Here is a 15,450-nt window from a genome sequence, read left to right on the forward strand (position 1 = left end):
CAGATGGCTAAGCAACCGGGATTAGATTTTCAAAGTGCCAAGGGTGGACTAGGCGAACTGAAGCGCAGACTTTTGTTTGTTATCGGTGCGCTGATTGTTTTCCGTATCGGCTCTTTTATTCCGATCCCTGGTATTGATGCCACTGTACTTGCCAAATTGCTCGAGCAGCAAAGAGGCACCATCATTGAAATGTTTAATATGTTCTCTGGTGGTGCTCTCAGCCGTGCTTCAATCTTTGCTCTGGGGATCATGCCGTACATTTCGGCATCGATCATTATCCAGTTGTTAACGGTGGTTCATCCAGCGTTGGCGGAAATTAAGAAAGAAGGGGAGGCTGGCCGTCGTAAGATTAGCCAGTACACCCGTTACGGTACGCTGGTATTGGCAGTGTTTCAGTCTATCGGTATTGCTACCGGTTTGCCGAACATGCCTGGTATGCAAGGCCTGGTGTTAAACCCAGGCTTCGCATTCTACTTTACTGCAGTTGTGAGTCTGGTTACCGGGACAATGTTCCTGATGTGGCTGGGTGAACAAATTACTGAACGAGGTATCGGTAACGGTATTTCGATCATTATTTTTGCCGGTATCGTAGCGGGTCTTCCGCCAGCAGTTGCCCATACTATCGAACAAGCTCGGCAAGGCGACCTGCACTTCCTCCTGTTGCTGTTGGTTGCAGTTTTAGTGTTTGCAGTGACTTTCTTTGTTGTGTTTGTAGAACGTGGTCAACGTCGTATCGTCGTTAACTACGCCAAGCGTCAACAGGGTCGTCGTGTCTATGCAGCACAGAGCACGCACTTACCGTTGAAAGTGAATATGGCCGGGGTTATCCCAGCAATCTTCGCTTCCAGCATTATTCTGTTCCCTGCCACGATTGCATCATGGTTCGGGGGCGGAACTGGTTGGAACTGGCTGACTACGATTTCGCTGTATTTGCAGCCTGGACAACCGCTTTATGTGTTACTCTATGCGACTGCAATCATCTTCTTCTGTTTCTTTTATACTGCGTTGGTGTTCAACCCGCGTGAGACAGCAGATAACCTGAAGAAGTCCGGTGCATTTGTACCAGGAATTCGTCCGGGAGAGCAAACGGCGAAGTACATCGATAAAGTAATGACTCGCTTAACCTTAATCGGTGCGATGTATATTACTTTCATCTGCCTTATCCCGGAGTTCATGCGTGACGCGATGAAAGTTCCATTCTACTTTGGTGGTACTTCACTACTAATTGTAGTCGTTGTCATTATGGACTTTATGGCTCAAGTGCAAACTCTGATGATGTCAAGTCAGTATGAGTCTGCATTGAAGAAAGCAAACCTGAAAGGCTATAACCGCTAATCTGGTGCGTTTGCGAAGTTACGGAGAGTAAAAATGAAAGTTCGTGCTTCCGTCAAGAAATTATGTCGTAACTGCAAAATTGTTAAGCGTAACGGTATCGTTCGCGTAATCTGCAGCGCAGAACCGAAGCATAAACAGCGTCAAGGCTGATTATCTCGCATATTTTTCTTGCAAAGTTGGGTTGAGCTGGCTAGATTAGCCAGCCAATCTTTTGTATGTAAGCAGCAATACTATTTGAGTATCCTGAAAACGGGCTTTTCAGAATGGTATTGCCGTATATAAATAGTAGGAGTGCATAGTGGCCCGTATAGCAGGCATTAACATTCCTGATCAGAAACATACCGTGATCGCATTAACTTCGATCTACGGCATCGGCAAAACCCGCTCACAGTCTATCTGTGCTGCATCCGGTATTGCTGAAAATGTTAAGATCAGTGAGCTGTCTGAAGAGCAAATCGAAAAACTGCGTGACGAAGTTGCCAAGTTCATTGTTGAAGGTGATCTGCGTCGTGAAGTCACCCTGAGCATCAAGCGTCTTATGGACCTTGGGACTTATCGTGGTTTGCGTCATCGTCGTGGTCTTCCAGTACGCGGTCAGCGTACCAAGACTAACGCACGTACCCGTAAGGGTCCGCGTAAACCGATCAAGAAATAATCGGGGTGATTGAATAAATGGCAAAGGCACCTGTTCGTACACGTAAACGTGTAAGAAAACAAGTCTCTGACGGCGTGGCTCATATCCATGCTTCTTTCAACAACACCATTGTTACCATTACCGATCGTCAGGGTAATGCTTTGGGTTGGGCAACAGCTGGTGGTTCCGGTTTCCGTGGTTCTCGTAAATCCACTCCGTTCGCAGCTCAGGTTGCAGCAGAGCGCTGCGCTGACGCAGTGAAAGAATACGGTATCAAGAATCTGGAAGTTATGGTTAAAGGACCTGGTCCTGGTCGTGAGTCTACTATCCGCGCATTAAACGCGGCTGGTTTCCGCATCACTAATATTACTGATGTGACTCCTATCCCTCATAACGGTTGTCGTCCGCCGAAAAAGCGCCGCGTATAACGCTGCTTTTTTAGGTTTGTTGGAGAGAGAAAATGGCAAGATATTTGGGTCCTAAGCTCAAGCTTAGCCGTCGTGAGGGCACAGATTTATTCCTTAAATCTGGCGTTCGCGCGATCGATACCAAGTGTAAAATTGAACAAGCTCCTGGTCAGCATGGTGCGCGTAAACCGCGTCTGTCTGACTACGGTGTACAGTTACGTGAAAAGCAAAAAGTTCGCCGTATCTACGGTGTTCTGGAGCGTCAGTTCCGTAACTATTACAAAGAAGCAGCACGCCTGAAAGGCAACACCGGTGCAAACCTGTTGCAACTGCTTGAAGGTCGTTTGGACAACGTTGTTTATCGTATGGGCTTCGGCGCTACTCGTGCGGAATCGCGCCAGTTAGTTAGCCACAAAGCTATCATGGTAAACGGTCGCGTTGTTAACATCGCTTCTTATCAGGTATCTCCGAATGACGTTGTCAGCATCCGTGAGAAAGCTAAAAAGCAATCTCGCGTGAAGGCCGCTTTGGAGTTGGCTGAACAGCGTGAAAAGCCGACTTGGCTTGAAGTTGATGCTGCTAAGATGGAAGGTGTGTTCAAGCGTATGCCTGAACGTACTGATCTGTCTTCCGACATTAACGAACACCTGATCGTCGAGCTTTACTCCAAGTAAAGCTTAGTACCAAAGAGAGGACACAATGCAGGGTTCTGTGACAGAGTTTCTAAAACCGCGCCTGGTAGATATCGAGCAAGTCAGTTCGACGCACGCCAAGGTGACCCTTGAGCCTTTAGAACGTGGCTTTGGCCATACTTTAGGCAACGCACTGCGCCGTATTCTGCTTTCATCCATGCCGGGTTGCGCGGTGACCGAGGTTGAGATTGATGGTGTACTGCATGAGTACAGCACCAAAGAAGGCGTACAGGAAGATATCCTGGAGATCCTGCTCAACCTGAAAGGGCTGGCGGTGAGAGTTCAAGGGAAAGATGAAGTTATTCTTACCCTGAATAAGTCTGGCATTGGCCCTGTGACTGCAGCCGACATTACCCATGATGGTGATGTCGAAATCGTCAAGCCGCAACATGTCATCTGCCACCTGACCGATGAGAACGCTGCTATTAGCATGCGTATCAAAGTTCAGCGCGGTCGTGGTTATGTGCCGGCGTCTGCCCGAATTCATTCGGAAGAAGATGAGCGCCCAATTGGTCGTCTGTTAGTAGACGCATGTTACAGCCCTGTAGAGCGAATTGCCTACAATGTTGAAGCAGCGCGTGTCGAACAGCGTACTGATTTGGACAAGCTGGTTATCGAAATGGAAACCAACGGTACGATCGATCCTGAAGAGGCGATCCGTCGTGCGGCAACCATTCTTGCTGAACAACTTGAAGCTTTCGTTGATTTACGTGATGTACGTCAACCGGAAGTCAAAGAAGAGAAGCCGGAATTCGATCCAATCCTGCTGCGCCCTGTTGACGATCTGGAATTGACTGTCCGCTCTGCTAACTGCCTTAAGGCAGAAGCAATCCACTACATCGGTGATCTGGTACAGCGTACCGAGGTTGAGTTACTTAAAACACCTAACCTGGGTAAAAAATCTCTTACTGAGATCAAAGACGTACTTGCGTCCCGTGGTTTGTCTCTGGGCATGCGCCTGGAAAACTGGCCACCAGCAAGTATTGCTGACGAGTAACCGGATCACAGGTTAAGGTTTTACTGAGAAGGATAAGGTCATGCGCCATCGTAAGAGTGGTCGTCAACTGAACCGTAACAGCAGCCACCGACAGGCTATGTTCCGTAACATGGCCGGCTCTTTGGTTCGTCATGAGATCATCAAGACGACCCTGCCGAAAGCGAAAGAGCTGCGTCGCGTTGTTGAGCCGCTGATTACTCTTGCCAAGACCGACAACGTTGCAAATCGTCGTCTGGCATTCGCCCGTACTCGTGATAACGAGATCGTGGCAAAACTGTTTAATGAACTGGGCCCGCGTTTCGCGAGCCGTGCCGGTGGTTACACTCGCATTCTGAAGTGTGGTTTCCGTGCAGGCGACAATGCGCCGATGGCTTACATCGAGCTCGTTGATCGTGCAGAGTCACAAGCAGAAGTAGCAACTGCTGAATAATCTGTAGATGCATGAAAAAGCCGGGCTCTGCCCGGTTTTTTTACGTCTAAATTTTGATGCTTTAAATTTCGTCACCTCCGGCACCATTCATCCTGAATTTCTCTTCTTTCCGCGCTATGCTGCCTTAAAGTTGTGAAGCTAACCGTTTGGCTGAGGCAAAAATCATGTTTCTGATCGACCAGTGGGTTGAAAAACACATTAAAGAGGCCCGGGAAAATGGTGAGTTTGATAATCTTCCGGGAGCTGGCCGCCCTCTTATACTCGATGATGACAACGGCATTCCTGAAGAGCTAAGAACCGCTTATCGCATTCTTAAAAACGCAGGTTATTTGCCTCCTGAGCTACAGGACCGAAAAGAAGCGATCGAATTAGATCATATGCTTCATGTTCTAACGCGAGAGGATCCTCAGTTTTCAGTTGTTGAAAAGCGTCTCAAAGTGCTCCAACTGCGTTTGCAGCAAGCGGGAATGAATATCGATTTTCTTCATGGGCGCTACAAAGATACGCTCAAGGATAAATTTAGAGGTGAGTGAATATGTATAAAATTGGTGAGCTAGCTGCTTTGGCGGGGGTCTCTACGGATACTGTTCGTTATTATGAAAAACAGGAAATGATGGCAGCGGGTTTACGAACTACCTCCGGTTATCGTCAATATGATGAAAACGACTTACAACGGTTGCGTTTCATTCGGTATGCAAAATCTACCGGGTTTACGCTTGAAGCAATTAAAGAATTGCTTTCGATTCGGGTCGATCCTGAACATCATACATGTCAGGAATCAAAGTCTATCGTTGATGAGCGTCTGGCTGAGGTTGAGCTCAAATTACAAGAGCTCACCCGGATGCGTGAATCGTTGAAAAGATTGAGTGCTGCCTGCTGTGGTTCTGCGCATACCAGTGAGAGTTGTTCAATATTAGAGGCGCTTGAAGATGGGGCAGGAAAAGTGATTTAATCTGCTCAAGCACTTTGAAAAGTGCTACCGGTTGGAAATTAAACGCAGTATTATGCGCTGGCAATTTAGCCATGTTGCATTTCTAAAGAACGAGGGAGTTATGACTCAATATAAGCACCAAAAGGGGACCATTCAGGATAATGCCTTGCAGGCTCTTCTTCATGATCCACTGTTTAAGCAGCGCATTGAAAAGAATCTAAAGGGTAAGGGAAGTTATCGTAGAAAAGAAAAAAATGGGAAAGGGAATTATATGAAGGGCAGTGTTGAGCGTTTAATCGAATATTCAACACTGCCCTTATAAAACTGAAAGCAACAGCAACTTTCTTCTTTGTTACAATCTCGGTGTTTGCTGCTCTTTAAGCAGATCACGAATTTCTGCCAGCAAAGTTTCTTCCGCAGTCGGTTTCGGTGGTGCCGCAGGAACATCTTCCTGTTTACGGCGCATTTTGTTCATCAGAGTGATTGCGCAGAAGATTGCCAAAGCAACAATGACGAAATCAAAAATATTTTGGATAAACACACCGTAATGCATTACGACTGCCGGCACCGTTCCTTGTGCGTCTCTGAGTACAAAAGCGAATTGCTTGAAATCGACTCCACCAATGAGTAAACCCAGCGGTGGCATAATAATATCAGCAACAAATGATGACACTATCTTGCCGAAGGCTGCACCAATGATTACACCGACGGCAAGGTCGACCACGTTGCCACGCATGGCAAATTCACGAAACTCTTTCATAAAACTCATAAAATACTCCTTGGCAAATTCATCAAATGTGTCCAACCAAGTAAAGACCATTTGTCGCGTCTTCGCTACAAAAGTTCTCTACTGAATCCTGCTTAACGCCATATATTATCGGCAATTCATAAATTTATAAGAAGAACGGGCTAGGTTGGAACAAACGTTCCACATCCCTGACAAATTTCTTATCTGTAATGAACATCACCACATGATCACCTTGTTGGATCCTGCTGTTTCCATTAGCAATGATGACGTCATTCCCACGGACGATCGCGCCGATAGTCGTACCTGGCGGCAATTTAATTTGCTCTACCGTACGACCAACAACTTTAGAGGTTGTCTCATCGCCATGTGCAATCGCCTCAATAGCTTCGGCTACACCACGGCGTAATGACGAAACGCTGACGATATCTGCTTTTCTGACGTGTCCAAGCAGTGCTGAAATCGTTGCCTGCTGAGGTGAAATCGCAATATCAATCACGCTTCCTTGCACCAGGTCCACATACGCGCTGCGCTGAATGAGAACCATCGCTTTTTTGGCACCCATACGCTTTGCAAGCATCGCCGACATAATATTTGCTTCATCATCATTGGTAATCGCAATAAACACATCGACTTGTTCGATATGTTCTTCCGCTAACAACTCCTGATCAGAAGCATCGCCGTAGAAGACGATCGTGTCCTGCAGCAACTCGGCCAGTTCAGCTGCACGCTGCTGATCGCGTTCGATCAGTTTTACGCTGTAATTCTTCTCAAGCTTCTGAGCCAGCCCGGCACCCACATTGCCGCCGCCGACAATCATGATCCGCTTATACGGTTTTTCCAGCCGTTGAAGTTCGCTCATAACCGCACGGATGTGCTGAGAGGCGGCTACAAAGAACACTTCATCACCGGCTTCGATAATGGTTGAGCCCTGCGGACGAATCGGACGGTCCTGGCGGAAAATTGCCGCAACGCGAGTTTCGATGTGCGGCATATGTTCACGCATTGAAGAGAGCGCATTACCTACCAGAGGGCCGCCATAATAGGCTTTCACCGCGGCAATGCTCACTTTCCCTTCTGCAAAGTTCACAACCTGTAATGCGCCCGGATACTCGATTAATTTGTAGATGTAATCGGTAACTAATTGCTCAGGCGAAATCAGATGGTCAATCGGCACAGCTTCTGGATGGAAAAGCTTTTCGGATTCACGGATGTATTCCGTGGAGCGGATGCGTGCGATGCGGTTTGGGGTATTGAAAAGTGAATACGCAATTTGACATGCCACCATGTTGGTTTCGTCAGAATTAGTCACAGCCACCAACATATCGGCATCTTCAGCTCCGGCCTCGCGGAGTACACGTGGGTGAGAGCCATGTCCCTGCACAACGCGCAGGTCAAATTTGTCCTGAAGCTGACGTAACCGAACGGTGTTGGTATCGACAACGGTAATGTCGTTGTTTTCACCCACCAGATTTTCAGCGAGTGTTCCACCAACCTGTCCGGCACCGAGAATTATTATTTTCATATGACTCTCTGCTTGGCTTCGAAGATTTCAGCCTGAGTAAGTAGCATTAATAGTAAACAATCAGCTTTTGATCAGTTTAGCGTAATAGAATCCATCGCCATCTTCGGCGTGCGGAAGGTTTTGCCTGCCTGGTTTTTCCGTCGTGCCTGTCTCAACCAGCGTCGCATCCGGGTGAGATTTAAGAAATTCCGCTATTTGCAGGCAATTTTCTTCGGGCAAAACTGAGCATGTTGCGTAAACCATTACACCCTTGCTTTTGAGGCGCGGCCAGACGGCTTCCAGGATCTCTTTTTGCAAGCCCGCCAGCTCAGTAATATCGCTGTCTCTGCGTAGCCACTTTATGTCGGGATGCCGGCGGATAACGCCGGTCGCCGAACACGGCGCATCCAGCAGAATGCGGTCAAAGATACGCTCGCCCGCCCAAGCTTGTGGCTCACGCCCATCGCCTTGCTTCACTTCCGCATTAAGTTTTAAACGCTGCAGATTCTCATGAACACGCTTCAGGCGTTGTTCATCCACGTCCACAGCCATCACATGAGACTTAGGCGCTGCTTCCAATATGTGGGTTGTTTTACCGCCAGGCGCGCAGCACAAATCAAGGATCATCTCGCCATCCTGCGGATCCAGCAGATCAACGCTGCCTTGTGCAGAAGCGTCCTGAACCGTCACCCATCCTTCGGAAAATCCTGGGAGCAGACTGACCTGACAAGGCGTGATCAGACGCAGTGCATCGGAATATTCAGGATGTGGAACGGCTTCAATCTGCGCTTCATTCAACAATAGAAGATAATCGTCGCGGGTATTGTGTATGCGGTTTACGCGTAGCCACATAGGCGGTCTTTGATTGTTCGCATCAACAATGCTTTCCCAGGCGTCGGGATAGGCTTTCTTCAGACGATTAAGAAGCCAGCTCGGATGGAGATAGCGGCTGTCGTTATTGGCCATACGTTGCAGTAATTCTTCCTGCTGACGCTGGAACTGACGAAGAACGCCGTTGATCAGACCTTTTAGCTGAGGGCGCTTTAGTGCCACAGCACCATCAACAGTTTCTGCCAACACTGCGTGAGCGGGAATACGCGTATGAATTAGCTGATACAGACCAACCATCAGTAAGTAATGCAGTGTCCGTTGCTTTCCCGTCAACGGTTTTGCCATGAGTTGTTGCAGGCACCACTCGAGCTGAGGCAATACCCTCAGCGTGCCGAAACATAATTCTTGCAACAATCCGCGATCTTTTTCTGAAATATTTTTCTGCAAACCGGGAAGGACCGTCGACAAAGACAGGCCTTTGTCTAAAACCTGACTGATGGCTTGAGCTGCAATACTACGAAGATTATAGGCTGTTTTCATTGTTCAAATGGCTGAATGGATCAGCATTATCAGAAAGATAAGGCCCGACGAAATATCGGGCGTAGTCGGAAGGGTCAGGCTAAACGAGCGCCTTCGATAAACCATTCACGACGAGAGTTCAGCAAGTCCTGTGCGGACATTGCTTTTTTACCTGAAGGTTGCAACTGGGTGATATTCAGGATGCCGTCAGACGTAGCAACCTGGATCCCCTTTTTATCTGCAGAAACAATGGTGCCGGGCAGGGGGCTATGGCTTGCAGGCAAACTTTCAGCTGACCAGACTTTTACGGGCTGGTCGTCAATCATAAAGAAACTGACAGGCCACGGATTAAATGCACGTATACAACGTTCCAGCTGGTCTGCGGAAAGCGTCCAGTCTAAGCGGGCTTCCTCTTTGCTCAGCTTTTCAGCGTACGTAACGAGTTTTTCGTTCTGAACTTCTGGTTGAGCCGTGCCGTTCGCCAGCTGCCCGAGCGTTTCAAGCATACCTTCCGGGCCGAGCTCAGCCAGTTTGTTGTACAGGGATGCACTGGTATCTTCCGGAAGAATGTCACATTCCACTTTATGCAGCATGTCGCCGGTATCCAGACCCACATCCATCTGCATGATAGTGATACCGGTTTTAGCATCGCCCGCCCACAAGGAACGCTGAATCGGCGCGGCACCACGCCAGCGTGGCAACAGGGAGCCGTGCACGTTAATGCAGCCCAGTTTAGGCATATCCAGCACAGCTTTAGGGAGAATCAGGCCATAAGCTACGACCACCATCACATCAGCTTCCAAATCGGACACAAGTGTCTGGTTTTCTTCAGGGCGCAAAGATTTCGGCTGAAACACGGGAATATCATGAGCAAGTGCCAGCGTTTTTACCGGGCTTGCAGTCAGCTTATTACCACGGCCGGCCGGGCGGTCGGGTTGGGTAAATACACCCACAACCTGATGTTCTGATGACAAAAGCGCGTCAAGATGACGCGCTGCGAAGTCTGGGGTACCGGCAAATATGATCCGCAAAGCAGTGTCCTGTGTTACTCGAATATTAGTCAGCCCGCGCGTTCAGCTTGGCCATTTTTTCCATCTTCTGGCGGATACGCTGACGTTTCAGTGGCGACAAGTAATCCACGAATAATTTACCCACCAGATGATCCATTTCATGCTGGATGCAAATCGCCAGTAAGTCATCAGCTTCCAGCTCAAAGGTTTTACCCTCTCGGTCCAGAGCGCGGACTTTCACTTTCTCCGCACGCGGCACCAGCGCACGTTGATCAGGGATCGACAGGCAGCCTTCTTCAATACCAGTTTCGCCGCTTTTTTCCAGCAGCTCAGGATTGATGAGAACCAGTCGTTCGTCGCGATTTTCAGAGACATCGATAACGATAATACGTTGATGAATGTCTACCTGAGTTGCAGCCAGGCCAATGCCTTCTTCTGCATACATGGTTTCAAACATATCATCCACGATCTGCTGAATTTCGGCGTTAACTTCTTTGACCGGTTTTGCAGTAATGCGAAGCCGCTCGTCTGGGAAATGTAATATCTGTAATACGGACATATTTTTCTGGATCTTTATTCAATTGATTGAAGATATATAGACTCTATTCTAGACATTTCCTGCTCCGATTGACAGCATCCTCTGCCAATTGAATCCTTCGTCGAAAGGCATTGAACAGAGGCAGGATAATGACATTACAGGAAGTATGGATACGTTTATCAGCCGTCAGGCGCCTTGATGCTGGCCATGCCGAAGGCATAATTCGGGCACTCTTCTGCCAGGGGCATTATGGTCCATCTGAATTATTCTCGTGCGGGCTTAACGCGGAGCAAATAGAAGATTTCAGGAATATCAATCAGCAATGGCTATCCGCGTCGCTAAACTGGCTGGAAGGGGATAGCCGATATCTTGTCACATTTGGCTGTGCGCTCTACCCGCCTTTGTTAGCGCAGATTCCGTCTCCGCCATTGATTTTGTTCGCCGAAGGAAATCCGGATTTACTGTTATCTCCTCAAATAGCGATGGTGGGAAGCCGTCACTACTCCCATTACGGTGAACAATATGCACAGGTTTTTGCCGGCGGGCTGGTAAGCAGCGGCTTTACCGTGACGAGCGGTCTTGCAATGGGAATTGATGGAATAAGTCATAAAGCTACATTAGAGGCGCGGGGGAAAACTATCGCCGTTCTTGGCAGCGGGCTGATGAAACGTTATCCATCCCGTCATTTGATGTTAGCCGACAGTATTCTTGAGCAAGGTGGGGCGCTGATTTCTGAGCATCTGGTGACGGCGCCGCCACTAGCGGCCAACTTTCCGCGCCGGAACCGTATTATCAGTGGTCTCAGCGCGGGTGTTCTGGTTGTTGAGGCAACGTTGCGTAGCGGGTCGTTGATCACCGCCCGTTATGCACTTGAACAGGGAAGAGAGGTTTTTGCTTTGCCCGGGCCTTTAGGCAGCCCGACGTCAGAAGGAACCCACTGGCTTATCCAACAGGGCGCTTACCTGGTTACTGAACCTAACGATATTGCCGAGCATATTGGCAGCGGCTTAACCTGGTTTCCGACTCTGCCAATCCCCGAACGGCCAAAAGCACCCCGTGATAAGCCACCAAAGGCGTCAGAGGCGATTATTTGTGCACAAGAATGCGAAGTTGAATTGCCATTTGCTGATGTGTTGGCTAACGTAGAATATGAGGTGACATCTGTTGACGTCGTCGCCGAACGTGCCGGCCAACCTGTGCCAGAAGTGGTAGGTAAACTACTCGAGCTGGAGTTAGCAGGATGGATCGCAGCTGTATCCGGCGGCTATGTCCGAATTAAGAGGGCAAGCCATGTTCGACGTACTAATGTACTTATTTGAAACTTACATTCACAACGAAGCGGAGATGAATGTTGACGAGGATAGGTTAACGGATGACTTGACCGAGGCTGGTTTTCACCGGGCCGATATTCACAATGCGCTGAATTGGCTTGAAAAACTTGCGGATATGCAAGAGGGTGGAACCCCATCTTATATGCTGGATTCAGATCCTTCAGCATTACGTGTTTACACCGACGAGGAAACGAGCCGGTTAGATAGCAGTTGTCGTGGCTTTTTGTTGTTCCTGGAACAGATAAAGGTTTTAAACTTCGATACCCGGGAAATGGTTATCGATCGTGTTATGGCTCTGGACACTGAAGAATTCGATCTTGAGGATCTTAAGTGGGTGGTGCTGATGGTTCTTTTTAATATTCCCGGATATGAAAGTGCATATCAGCAAATGGAAGAGCTGTTATTTGAAGTTAATGAAGGTTATCTGCATTAAGAGATAACAGGTAAAACGTAACATATGACAAAAGCAGCACTTTTTGCTGAGAAGCAAAATGAATCCTGTCCGGAATGCGGGGCCGAACTGGTGATCCGTAGTGGTCGCCACGGCCCTTTTCTCAGCTGTTCATCCTATCCACAGTGCGAATATATCCGCCCCCTGAAATCACAGGCCGACGGACATATTGTGAAAATCCTGGACGGGCAGTTATGTCCTAAATGCAGCGCCACGCTGGTGCTTCGCCAGGGACGTTATGGGATGTTTATCGGGTGCAGCGAGTATCCGGAATGCGACCATATTGAAGTCATCGATAAACCCGAAGAAACCAGCCTCAGTTGTCCGCAATGCGGCAAAGGACATCTGCTGCAGCGTAAGTCTCGATTTGGTAAGGTTTTTCACGCCTGCGACCGCTACCCGGACTGCCAGTTTGCCATCAATAATAAGCCCGTTGCCGGCGAGTGCGTGCACTGCCAATATCCTTTATTGATGGAAAAGAAAACGGCGCAGGGTATAAAACTATTTTGTGCCAGTAAACTGTGCGGCAAAGCCGTAGAAATAAAAGATAACAAAGAAAATGAATAAAGAAGCAGAAAACTCACTTGCAAAGGTACTTGAAGCATTACATCAACAGCAGGTTATCGCTTATCCGACTGAGGCCGTATTCGGGTTAGGTTGTGATCCTGACAGCGAGCAGGCGGTTGAGTCTCTTTTGGCTCTTAAAAAACGACCTAAAGATAAAGGGCTGATTTTAATCGCCGATAACTATCAGCAACTTCTCCCTTATATTGATGATTCATCATTAACCCATCAGCAACTCGAACATATCTTGTCGTTTTGGCCTGGACCGGTGACCTGGGTGATGCCTGCAAAACCCTCTACACCTGACTGGCTGACTGGACGTTTCTCGTCGCTGGCGGTCCGCGTAACCGATCACCCGCTGGTTAAAGAGCTCTGCCAGCAATTTGGAAAACCTTTGGTTTCCACCAGCGCGAACCTGAATGGCCAGGAACCCTGCCGATTTGCTGATGAAGTCCGTCTCCAGTTTGGTGAGGATTTCCCCGTGCTTAACGGCCTGGTGGGTGGAAGAGAAAATCCATCTGAAATCAGGGATGCCCTCACCGGCGATCTCATTCGTCAAGGCTAAGGAACGAAAGTCATGCCATCTTTCGCGGTATTCGGTAATCCAATCAGTCACAGCAAATCCCCCCGTATTCATGCATTGTTTGCCAGCCAGACAGGGCTTGAACACAGTTATGGAACGATGCTGGCGCCAAATGAAGAGTTTGAAGAAGCGCTGCGATCCTTTTTTGAAAAGGGTGCCAGCGGGGCAAACATTACCGTGCCTTTCAAAGAGCGCGCATTTGCTGAGTCGGATGAACTGACCGACCGCGCAGCGATGTCTGGCGCTGTAAATACTCTCAAAAAACTTGAAGACGGAAGACTGCTCGGGGATAACACCGACGGCATAGGAATGTTGAGTGACCTGGAACGTCTGGCGCTTATTCAGCCCGGCGATCGGGTATTGCTGGTAGGCGCTGGCGGAGCTGCGCGGGGAGTGATCCTTCCGCTTTTATCCTACGGATGCTCTGTTGTCGTCACGAACCGTACTTTTGAACGTGCACAACATCTCAGTCATATATTCGAGAGCAAAGGTGATATCCGGGCTCTTGCGTTCAGTGATCTGGCCAGCGAGAAATTCGATCTGATTATCAATGCGACGGCATCAGGTATTAATGGTGAAATCCCGGCAATCTCTGAGCAGGTTTTCACTGCACAGACGCGCGTTTACGATATGTATTATCAGGCCGGTCTGACGCCTTTTCTTCAATGGGTGAAAGACAACGGTGTGACGCATTATGCTGATGGTTTGGGAATGCTGGTGGGACAGGCCGCTCACGCCTTCTATTTATGGCACGGTATTATGCCGGAAATTGAACCCGTGCTGGCGCAGTTAAAACAAGATTTACTGGGCTAACTGAAAGAACCTGAACAGCCTTGTTGCATAAGCTGTCCAGGCTCGTTAACTATTTACTCGCCAGATAGACATCTTTCCATGTGACATAGTTATTTGAAGAGTAGGTCAGCCCCGCAAGTTCATCGACGGTCAGTTCGCGGATCTGCTTAACCGGGCTTCCTAAATAGAGATAGCCACTTTCGAGCCGCTTTCCTGGGGGAACCAGACTTCCTGCGCCAATCATTACATCATCTTCTATGATTGCTCCATCCAGCAGTATTGATCCCATTCCTACCAGAACCCGGTTCCCGATCGCACAACCATGCAGCATTGCTTTATGCCCGACCGTGACGTCCTCGCCAATAATAAGAGGATGCCCTTCAGGATTCTGACGGGACTGATGAGTAACATGTAGCACGCTGCCATCTTGCACATTCGATCTGCAACCCACCGACACACTATTTACATCACCGCGTATGACAACCAGCGGCCAGATACTGACATCATCCGCGAGATCGACATCCCCGATAACAACACTGGAAGGATCCACCATCACCCTTTCGCCCAATGTTGGCGTTAACCCCTGATAAGAGCGCAAAGCCTGAGACATAGGTAAGTACCTCATAATTGAGTTTTAACCTTGGCAATATAGTCCTGGCTTTGGGAAATACCAATTCAGGGGCGGTAAGATCGGTGCCAAAACCAGCGGATCGGACGAGATCTCCGCGAAAGGGTCGAAAAATACGCAGTCGATCCTTTTATTCAAAAAAAGGCTTGTGCAAAAAATTCGGATCCCTATAATGCCGCTCCATCGACAGGGAACAACGTGAACAACATCACGAAGTGACCGGGTCGGAAAGATTAAAAACAGCGGCAACCAGATGAAATAAACGGTTGACACTGAATGAGGAAAGCGTAATATACGCCACCTCGAGTTAGCAAGCGAAAGCGCGTAACTCACTGCTCTTTAACAATTTATCAGACAATCTGTGTGGGCACTCACAAGACGATATCAGCCACCTCGGTGGCAAAAAATATCAAGTCTTAGAGTGACCAAGCAGTAATTCATTTAGTTGAATTATTATGAAAGTAAACTTTGAGCACCGCTTAACTTGTTTAAGCCTGTCTCTTATACACATCTGACGCTGCCGACGAC

Annotated in this window: 21 protein-coding genes; 15 read left to right on the forward strand and 6 right to left on the reverse strand. The window is 48.4% G+C overall.

From position 1 onward, the window contains the following. The first annotated feature begins 3 nt into the window (after positions 1-3). From secY to KWG64_RS24875, 10 genes are all read left to right on the forward strand, one after another. Positions 4-1,335, forward strand: a complete 1,332-nt coding sequence (secY, locus tag KWG64_RS24830; RefSeq protein ID WP_034793668.1) for a preprotein translocase subunit SecY — start codon at positions 4-6, stop codon at positions 1,333-1,335. Positions 1,336-1,368: 33 nt separating this feature from the next. Next, positions 1,369-1,485, forward strand: a complete 117-nt coding sequence (gene rpmJ, locus KWG64_RS24835; RefSeq protein ID WP_012768118.1) for a 50S ribosomal protein L36 — start codon at positions 1,369-1,371, stop codon at positions 1,483-1,485. Between the two features lie 148 nt (positions 1,486-1,633). After that, positions 1,634-1,990, forward strand: coding sequence for a 30S ribosomal protein S13 (gene rpsM, locus KWG64_RS24840; RefSeq protein WP_013573704.1), 357 nt, complete (start codon positions 1,634-1,636; stop codon positions 1,988-1,990). A 17-nt stretch (positions 1,991-2,007) separates the two neighbouring features. Continuing rightward, positions 2,008-2,397 (forward strand): 30S ribosomal protein S11, encoded by a 390-nt coding sequence (gene rpsK, locus KWG64_RS24845; RefSeq protein WP_004929731.1) that lies wholly within the window; start codon positions 2,008-2,010, stop codon positions 2,395-2,397. 32 nt (positions 2,398-2,429) lie between these two features. Next, the gene (gene rpsD / locus KWG64_RS24850; RefSeq protein WP_095923750.1) at positions 2,430-3,050 is read left to right on the forward strand and encodes a 30S ribosomal protein S4; all 621 of its coding nucleotides are present in this window, start codon (positions 2,430-2,432) and stop codon (positions 3,048-3,050) included. A gap of 25 nt (positions 3,051-3,075) precedes the next feature. Continuing rightward, on the forward strand, positions 3,076-4,065 hold the full coding sequence (rpoA, locus tag KWG64_RS24855; protein ID WP_002919219.1) for a DNA-directed RNA polymerase subunit alpha: 990 nt from the start codon (positions 3,076-3,078) through the stop codon (positions 4,063-4,065). Positions 4,066-4,105: 40 nt separating this feature from the next. Next, positions 4,106-4,495, forward strand: a complete 390-nt coding sequence (gene rplQ / locus KWG64_RS24860) for a 50S ribosomal protein L17 (RefSeq protein WP_034793661.1) — start codon at positions 4,106-4,108, stop codon at positions 4,493-4,495. Between the two features lie 164 nt (positions 4,496-4,659). After that, positions 4,660-5,028, forward strand: coding sequence for a DUF1992 domain-containing protein (locus KWG64_RS24865; RefSeq protein WP_218523421.1), 369 nt, complete (start codon positions 4,660-4,662; stop codon positions 5,026-5,028). Positions 5,029-5,030: 2 nt separating this feature from the next. Beyond that, positions 5,031-5,447 carry a Zn(2+)-responsive transcriptional regulator gene (gene zntR / locus KWG64_RS24870; RefSeq protein ID WP_218523422.1) on the forward strand — a complete coding sequence of 139 codons (417 nt, stop codon included), beginning with the start codon at positions 5,031-5,033 and terminating at the stop codon, positions 5,445-5,447. 100 nt (positions 5,448-5,547) lie between these two features. Then, entirely contained in the window at positions 5,548-5,748 is a 201-nt protein-coding gene (locus tag KWG64_RS24875) for an alternative ribosome-rescue factor A (RefSeq protein ID WP_218523430.1), read from the forward strand. Positions 5,749-5,778: 30 nt separating this feature from the next. Here the strand turns inward: KWG64_RS24875 and mscL are convergent, their stop codons facing one another. The 5 genes from mscL to def form a co-directional block, all read right to left on the reverse strand. Further along, on the reverse strand, positions 5,779-6,195 hold the full coding sequence (mscL, locus tag KWG64_RS24880) for a large-conductance mechanosensitive channel protein MscL (protein ID WP_101080130.1): 417 nt from the start codon (positions 6,193-6,195) through the stop codon (positions 5,779-5,781). Between the two features lie 124 nt (positions 6,196-6,319). Further along, entirely contained in the window at positions 6,320-7,696 is a 1,377-nt protein-coding gene (gene trkA / locus KWG64_RS24885; protein ID WP_101080129.1) for a Trk system potassium transporter TrkA, read from the reverse strand. A gap of 60 nt (positions 7,697-7,756) precedes the next feature. After that, complete coding sequence (rsmB, locus tag KWG64_RS24890; protein WP_218523423.1) at positions 7,757-9,046, reverse strand: 16S rRNA (cytosine(967)-C(5))-methyltransferase RsmB; 1,290 nt, start codon at positions 9,044-9,046, stop codon at positions 7,757-7,759. 74 nt (positions 9,047-9,120) lie between these two features. After that, entirely contained in the window at positions 9,121-10,080 is a 960-nt protein-coding gene (gene fmt / locus KWG64_RS24895) for a methionyl-tRNA formyltransferase (protein WP_218523431.1), read from the reverse strand. Between the two features lies 1 nt (position 10,081). Next, positions 10,082-10,594, reverse strand: coding sequence for a peptide deformylase (gene def / locus KWG64_RS24900; RefSeq protein WP_101080126.1), 513 nt, complete (start codon positions 10,592-10,594; stop codon positions 10,082-10,084). A 128-nt stretch (positions 10,595-10,722) separates the two neighbouring features. Between def and dprA the strand changes: the two genes are divergently transcribed. From dprA to aroE, 5 genes are read left to right on the forward strand one after another with little or no spacing between them, the layout of a single operon-like run. Then, positions 10,723-11,892 (forward strand): DNA-protecting protein DprA, encoded by a 1,170-nt coding sequence (gene dprA, locus KWG64_RS24905; protein ID WP_218523424.1) that lies wholly within the window; start codon positions 10,723-10,725, stop codon positions 11,890-11,892. Continuing rightward, positions 11,864-12,337 carry a DUF494 family protein gene (locus tag KWG64_RS24910; RefSeq protein WP_101080124.1) on the forward strand — a complete coding sequence of 158 codons (474 nt, stop codon included), beginning with the start codon at positions 11,864-11,866 and terminating at the stop codon, positions 12,335-12,337. Before dprA ends, KWG64_RS24910 begins: the two co-directional genes overlap by 29 nt. 24 nt (positions 12,338-12,361) lie before the next feature. Beyond that, positions 12,362-12,922 carry a type I DNA topoisomerase gene (locus tag KWG64_RS24915; RefSeq protein WP_218523425.1) on the forward strand — a complete coding sequence of 187 codons (561 nt, stop codon included), beginning with the start codon at positions 12,362-12,364 and terminating at the stop codon, positions 12,920-12,922. After that, the gene (tsaC, locus tag KWG64_RS24920) at positions 12,915-13,484 is read left to right on the forward strand and encodes an L-threonylcarbamoyladenylate synthase type 1 TsaC (RefSeq protein ID WP_218523426.1); all 570 of its coding nucleotides are present in this window, start codon (positions 12,915-12,917) and stop codon (positions 13,482-13,484) included. Before KWG64_RS24915 ends, tsaC begins: the two co-directional genes overlap by 8 nt. A 12-nt stretch (positions 13,485-13,496) precedes the next feature. Next, positions 13,497-14,315: a shikimate dehydrogenase gene (gene aroE / locus KWG64_RS24925; protein WP_218523427.1), complete on the forward strand. Its 819-nt coding sequence runs from the start codon at positions 13,497-13,499 to the stop codon at positions 14,313-14,315. Positions 14,316-14,364: 49 nt separating this feature from the next. Here the strand turns inward: aroE and KWG64_RS24930 are convergent, their stop codons facing one another. Then, positions 14,365-14,904: a gamma carbonic anhydrase family protein gene (locus tag KWG64_RS24930; protein ID WP_218523428.1), complete on the reverse strand. Its 540-nt coding sequence runs from the start codon at positions 14,902-14,904 to the stop codon at positions 14,365-14,367. Positions 14,905-15,450: the final 546 nt, after the last annotated feature.

Source organism: Rahnella sp. PD12R (assembly GCF_019200965.1).
In the GTDB taxonomy this organism is placed as follows: domain Bacteria; phylum Pseudomonadota; class Gammaproteobacteria; order Enterobacterales; family Enterobacteriaceae; genus Rahnella; species Rahnella laticis.

Excerpts from the sequence above, each read along its gene's own strand:
- KWG64_RS24930 (WP_218523428.1), bottom strand. The coding sequence starts at position 14,904 with ATGTCTCAGGCTTTGCGCTCTTATCAGGGGTTAACGCCAACATTGGGC.
- rpmJ (WP_012768118.1), top strand. The coding sequence starts at position 1,369 with ATGAAAGTTCGTGCTTCCGTCAAGAAATTATGTCGTAACTGCAAAATT.
- KWG64_RS24910 (WP_101080124.1), top strand. The coding sequence starts at position 11,864 with ATGTTCGACGTACTAATGTACTTATTTGAAACTTACATTCACAACGAA.
- zntR (WP_218523422.1), top strand. The coding sequence starts at position 5,031 with ATGTATAAAATTGGTGAGCTAGCTGCTTTGGCGGGGGTCTCTACGGAT.
- def (WP_101080126.1), bottom strand. The coding sequence starts at position 10,594 with ATGTCCGTATTACAGATATTACATTTCCCAGACGAGCGGCTTCGCATT.
- aroE (WP_218523427.1), top strand. The coding sequence starts at position 13,497 with ATGCCATCTTTCGCGGTATTCGGTAATCCAATCAGTCACAGCAAATCC.
- tsaC (WP_218523426.1), top strand. The coding sequence starts at position 12,915 with ATGAATAAAGAAGCAGAAAACTCACTTGCAAAGGTACTTGAAGCATTA.
- KWG64_RS24915 (WP_218523425.1), top strand. The coding sequence starts at position 12,362 with ATGACAAAAGCAGCACTTTTTGCTGAGAAGCAAAATGAATCCTGTCCG.
- rplQ (WP_034793661.1), top strand. The coding sequence starts at position 4,106 with ATGCGCCATCGTAAGAGTGGTCGTCAACTGAACCGTAACAGCAGCCAC.
- rpoA (WP_002919219.1), top strand. The coding sequence starts at position 3,076 with ATGCAGGGTTCTGTGACAGAGTTTCTAAAACCGCGCCTGGTAGATATC.
- dprA (WP_218523424.1), top strand. The coding sequence starts at position 10,723 with ATGACATTACAGGAAGTATGGATACGTTTATCAGCCGTCAGGCGCCTT.
- KWG64_RS24865 (WP_218523421.1), top strand. The coding sequence starts at position 4,660 with ATGTTTCTGATCGACCAGTGGGTTGAAAAACACATTAAAGAGGCCCGG.
- rpsD (WP_095923750.1), top strand. The coding sequence starts at position 2,430 with ATGGCAAGATATTTGGGTCCTAAGCTCAAGCTTAGCCGTCGTGAGGGC.
- rsmB (WP_218523423.1), bottom strand. The coding sequence starts at position 9,046 with ATGAAAACAGCCTATAATCTTCGTAGTATTGCAGCTCAAGCCATCAGT.
- mscL (WP_101080130.1), bottom strand. The coding sequence starts at position 6,195 with ATGAGTTTTATGAAAGAGTTTCGTGAATTTGCCATGCGTGGCAACGTG.
- rpsK (WP_004929731.1), top strand. The coding sequence starts at position 2,008 with ATGGCAAAGGCACCTGTTCGTACACGTAAACGTGTAAGAAAACAAGTC.
- KWG64_RS24875 (WP_218523430.1), top strand. The coding sequence starts at position 5,548 with ATGACTCAATATAAGCACCAAAAGGGGACCATTCAGGATAATGCCTTG.
- secY (WP_034793668.1), top strand. The coding sequence starts at position 4 with ATGGCTAAGCAACCGGGATTAGATTTTCAAAGTGCCAAGGGTGGACTA.
- trkA (WP_101080129.1), bottom strand. The coding sequence starts at position 7,696 with ATGAAAATAATAATTCTCGGTGCCGGACAGGTTGGTGGAACACTCGCT.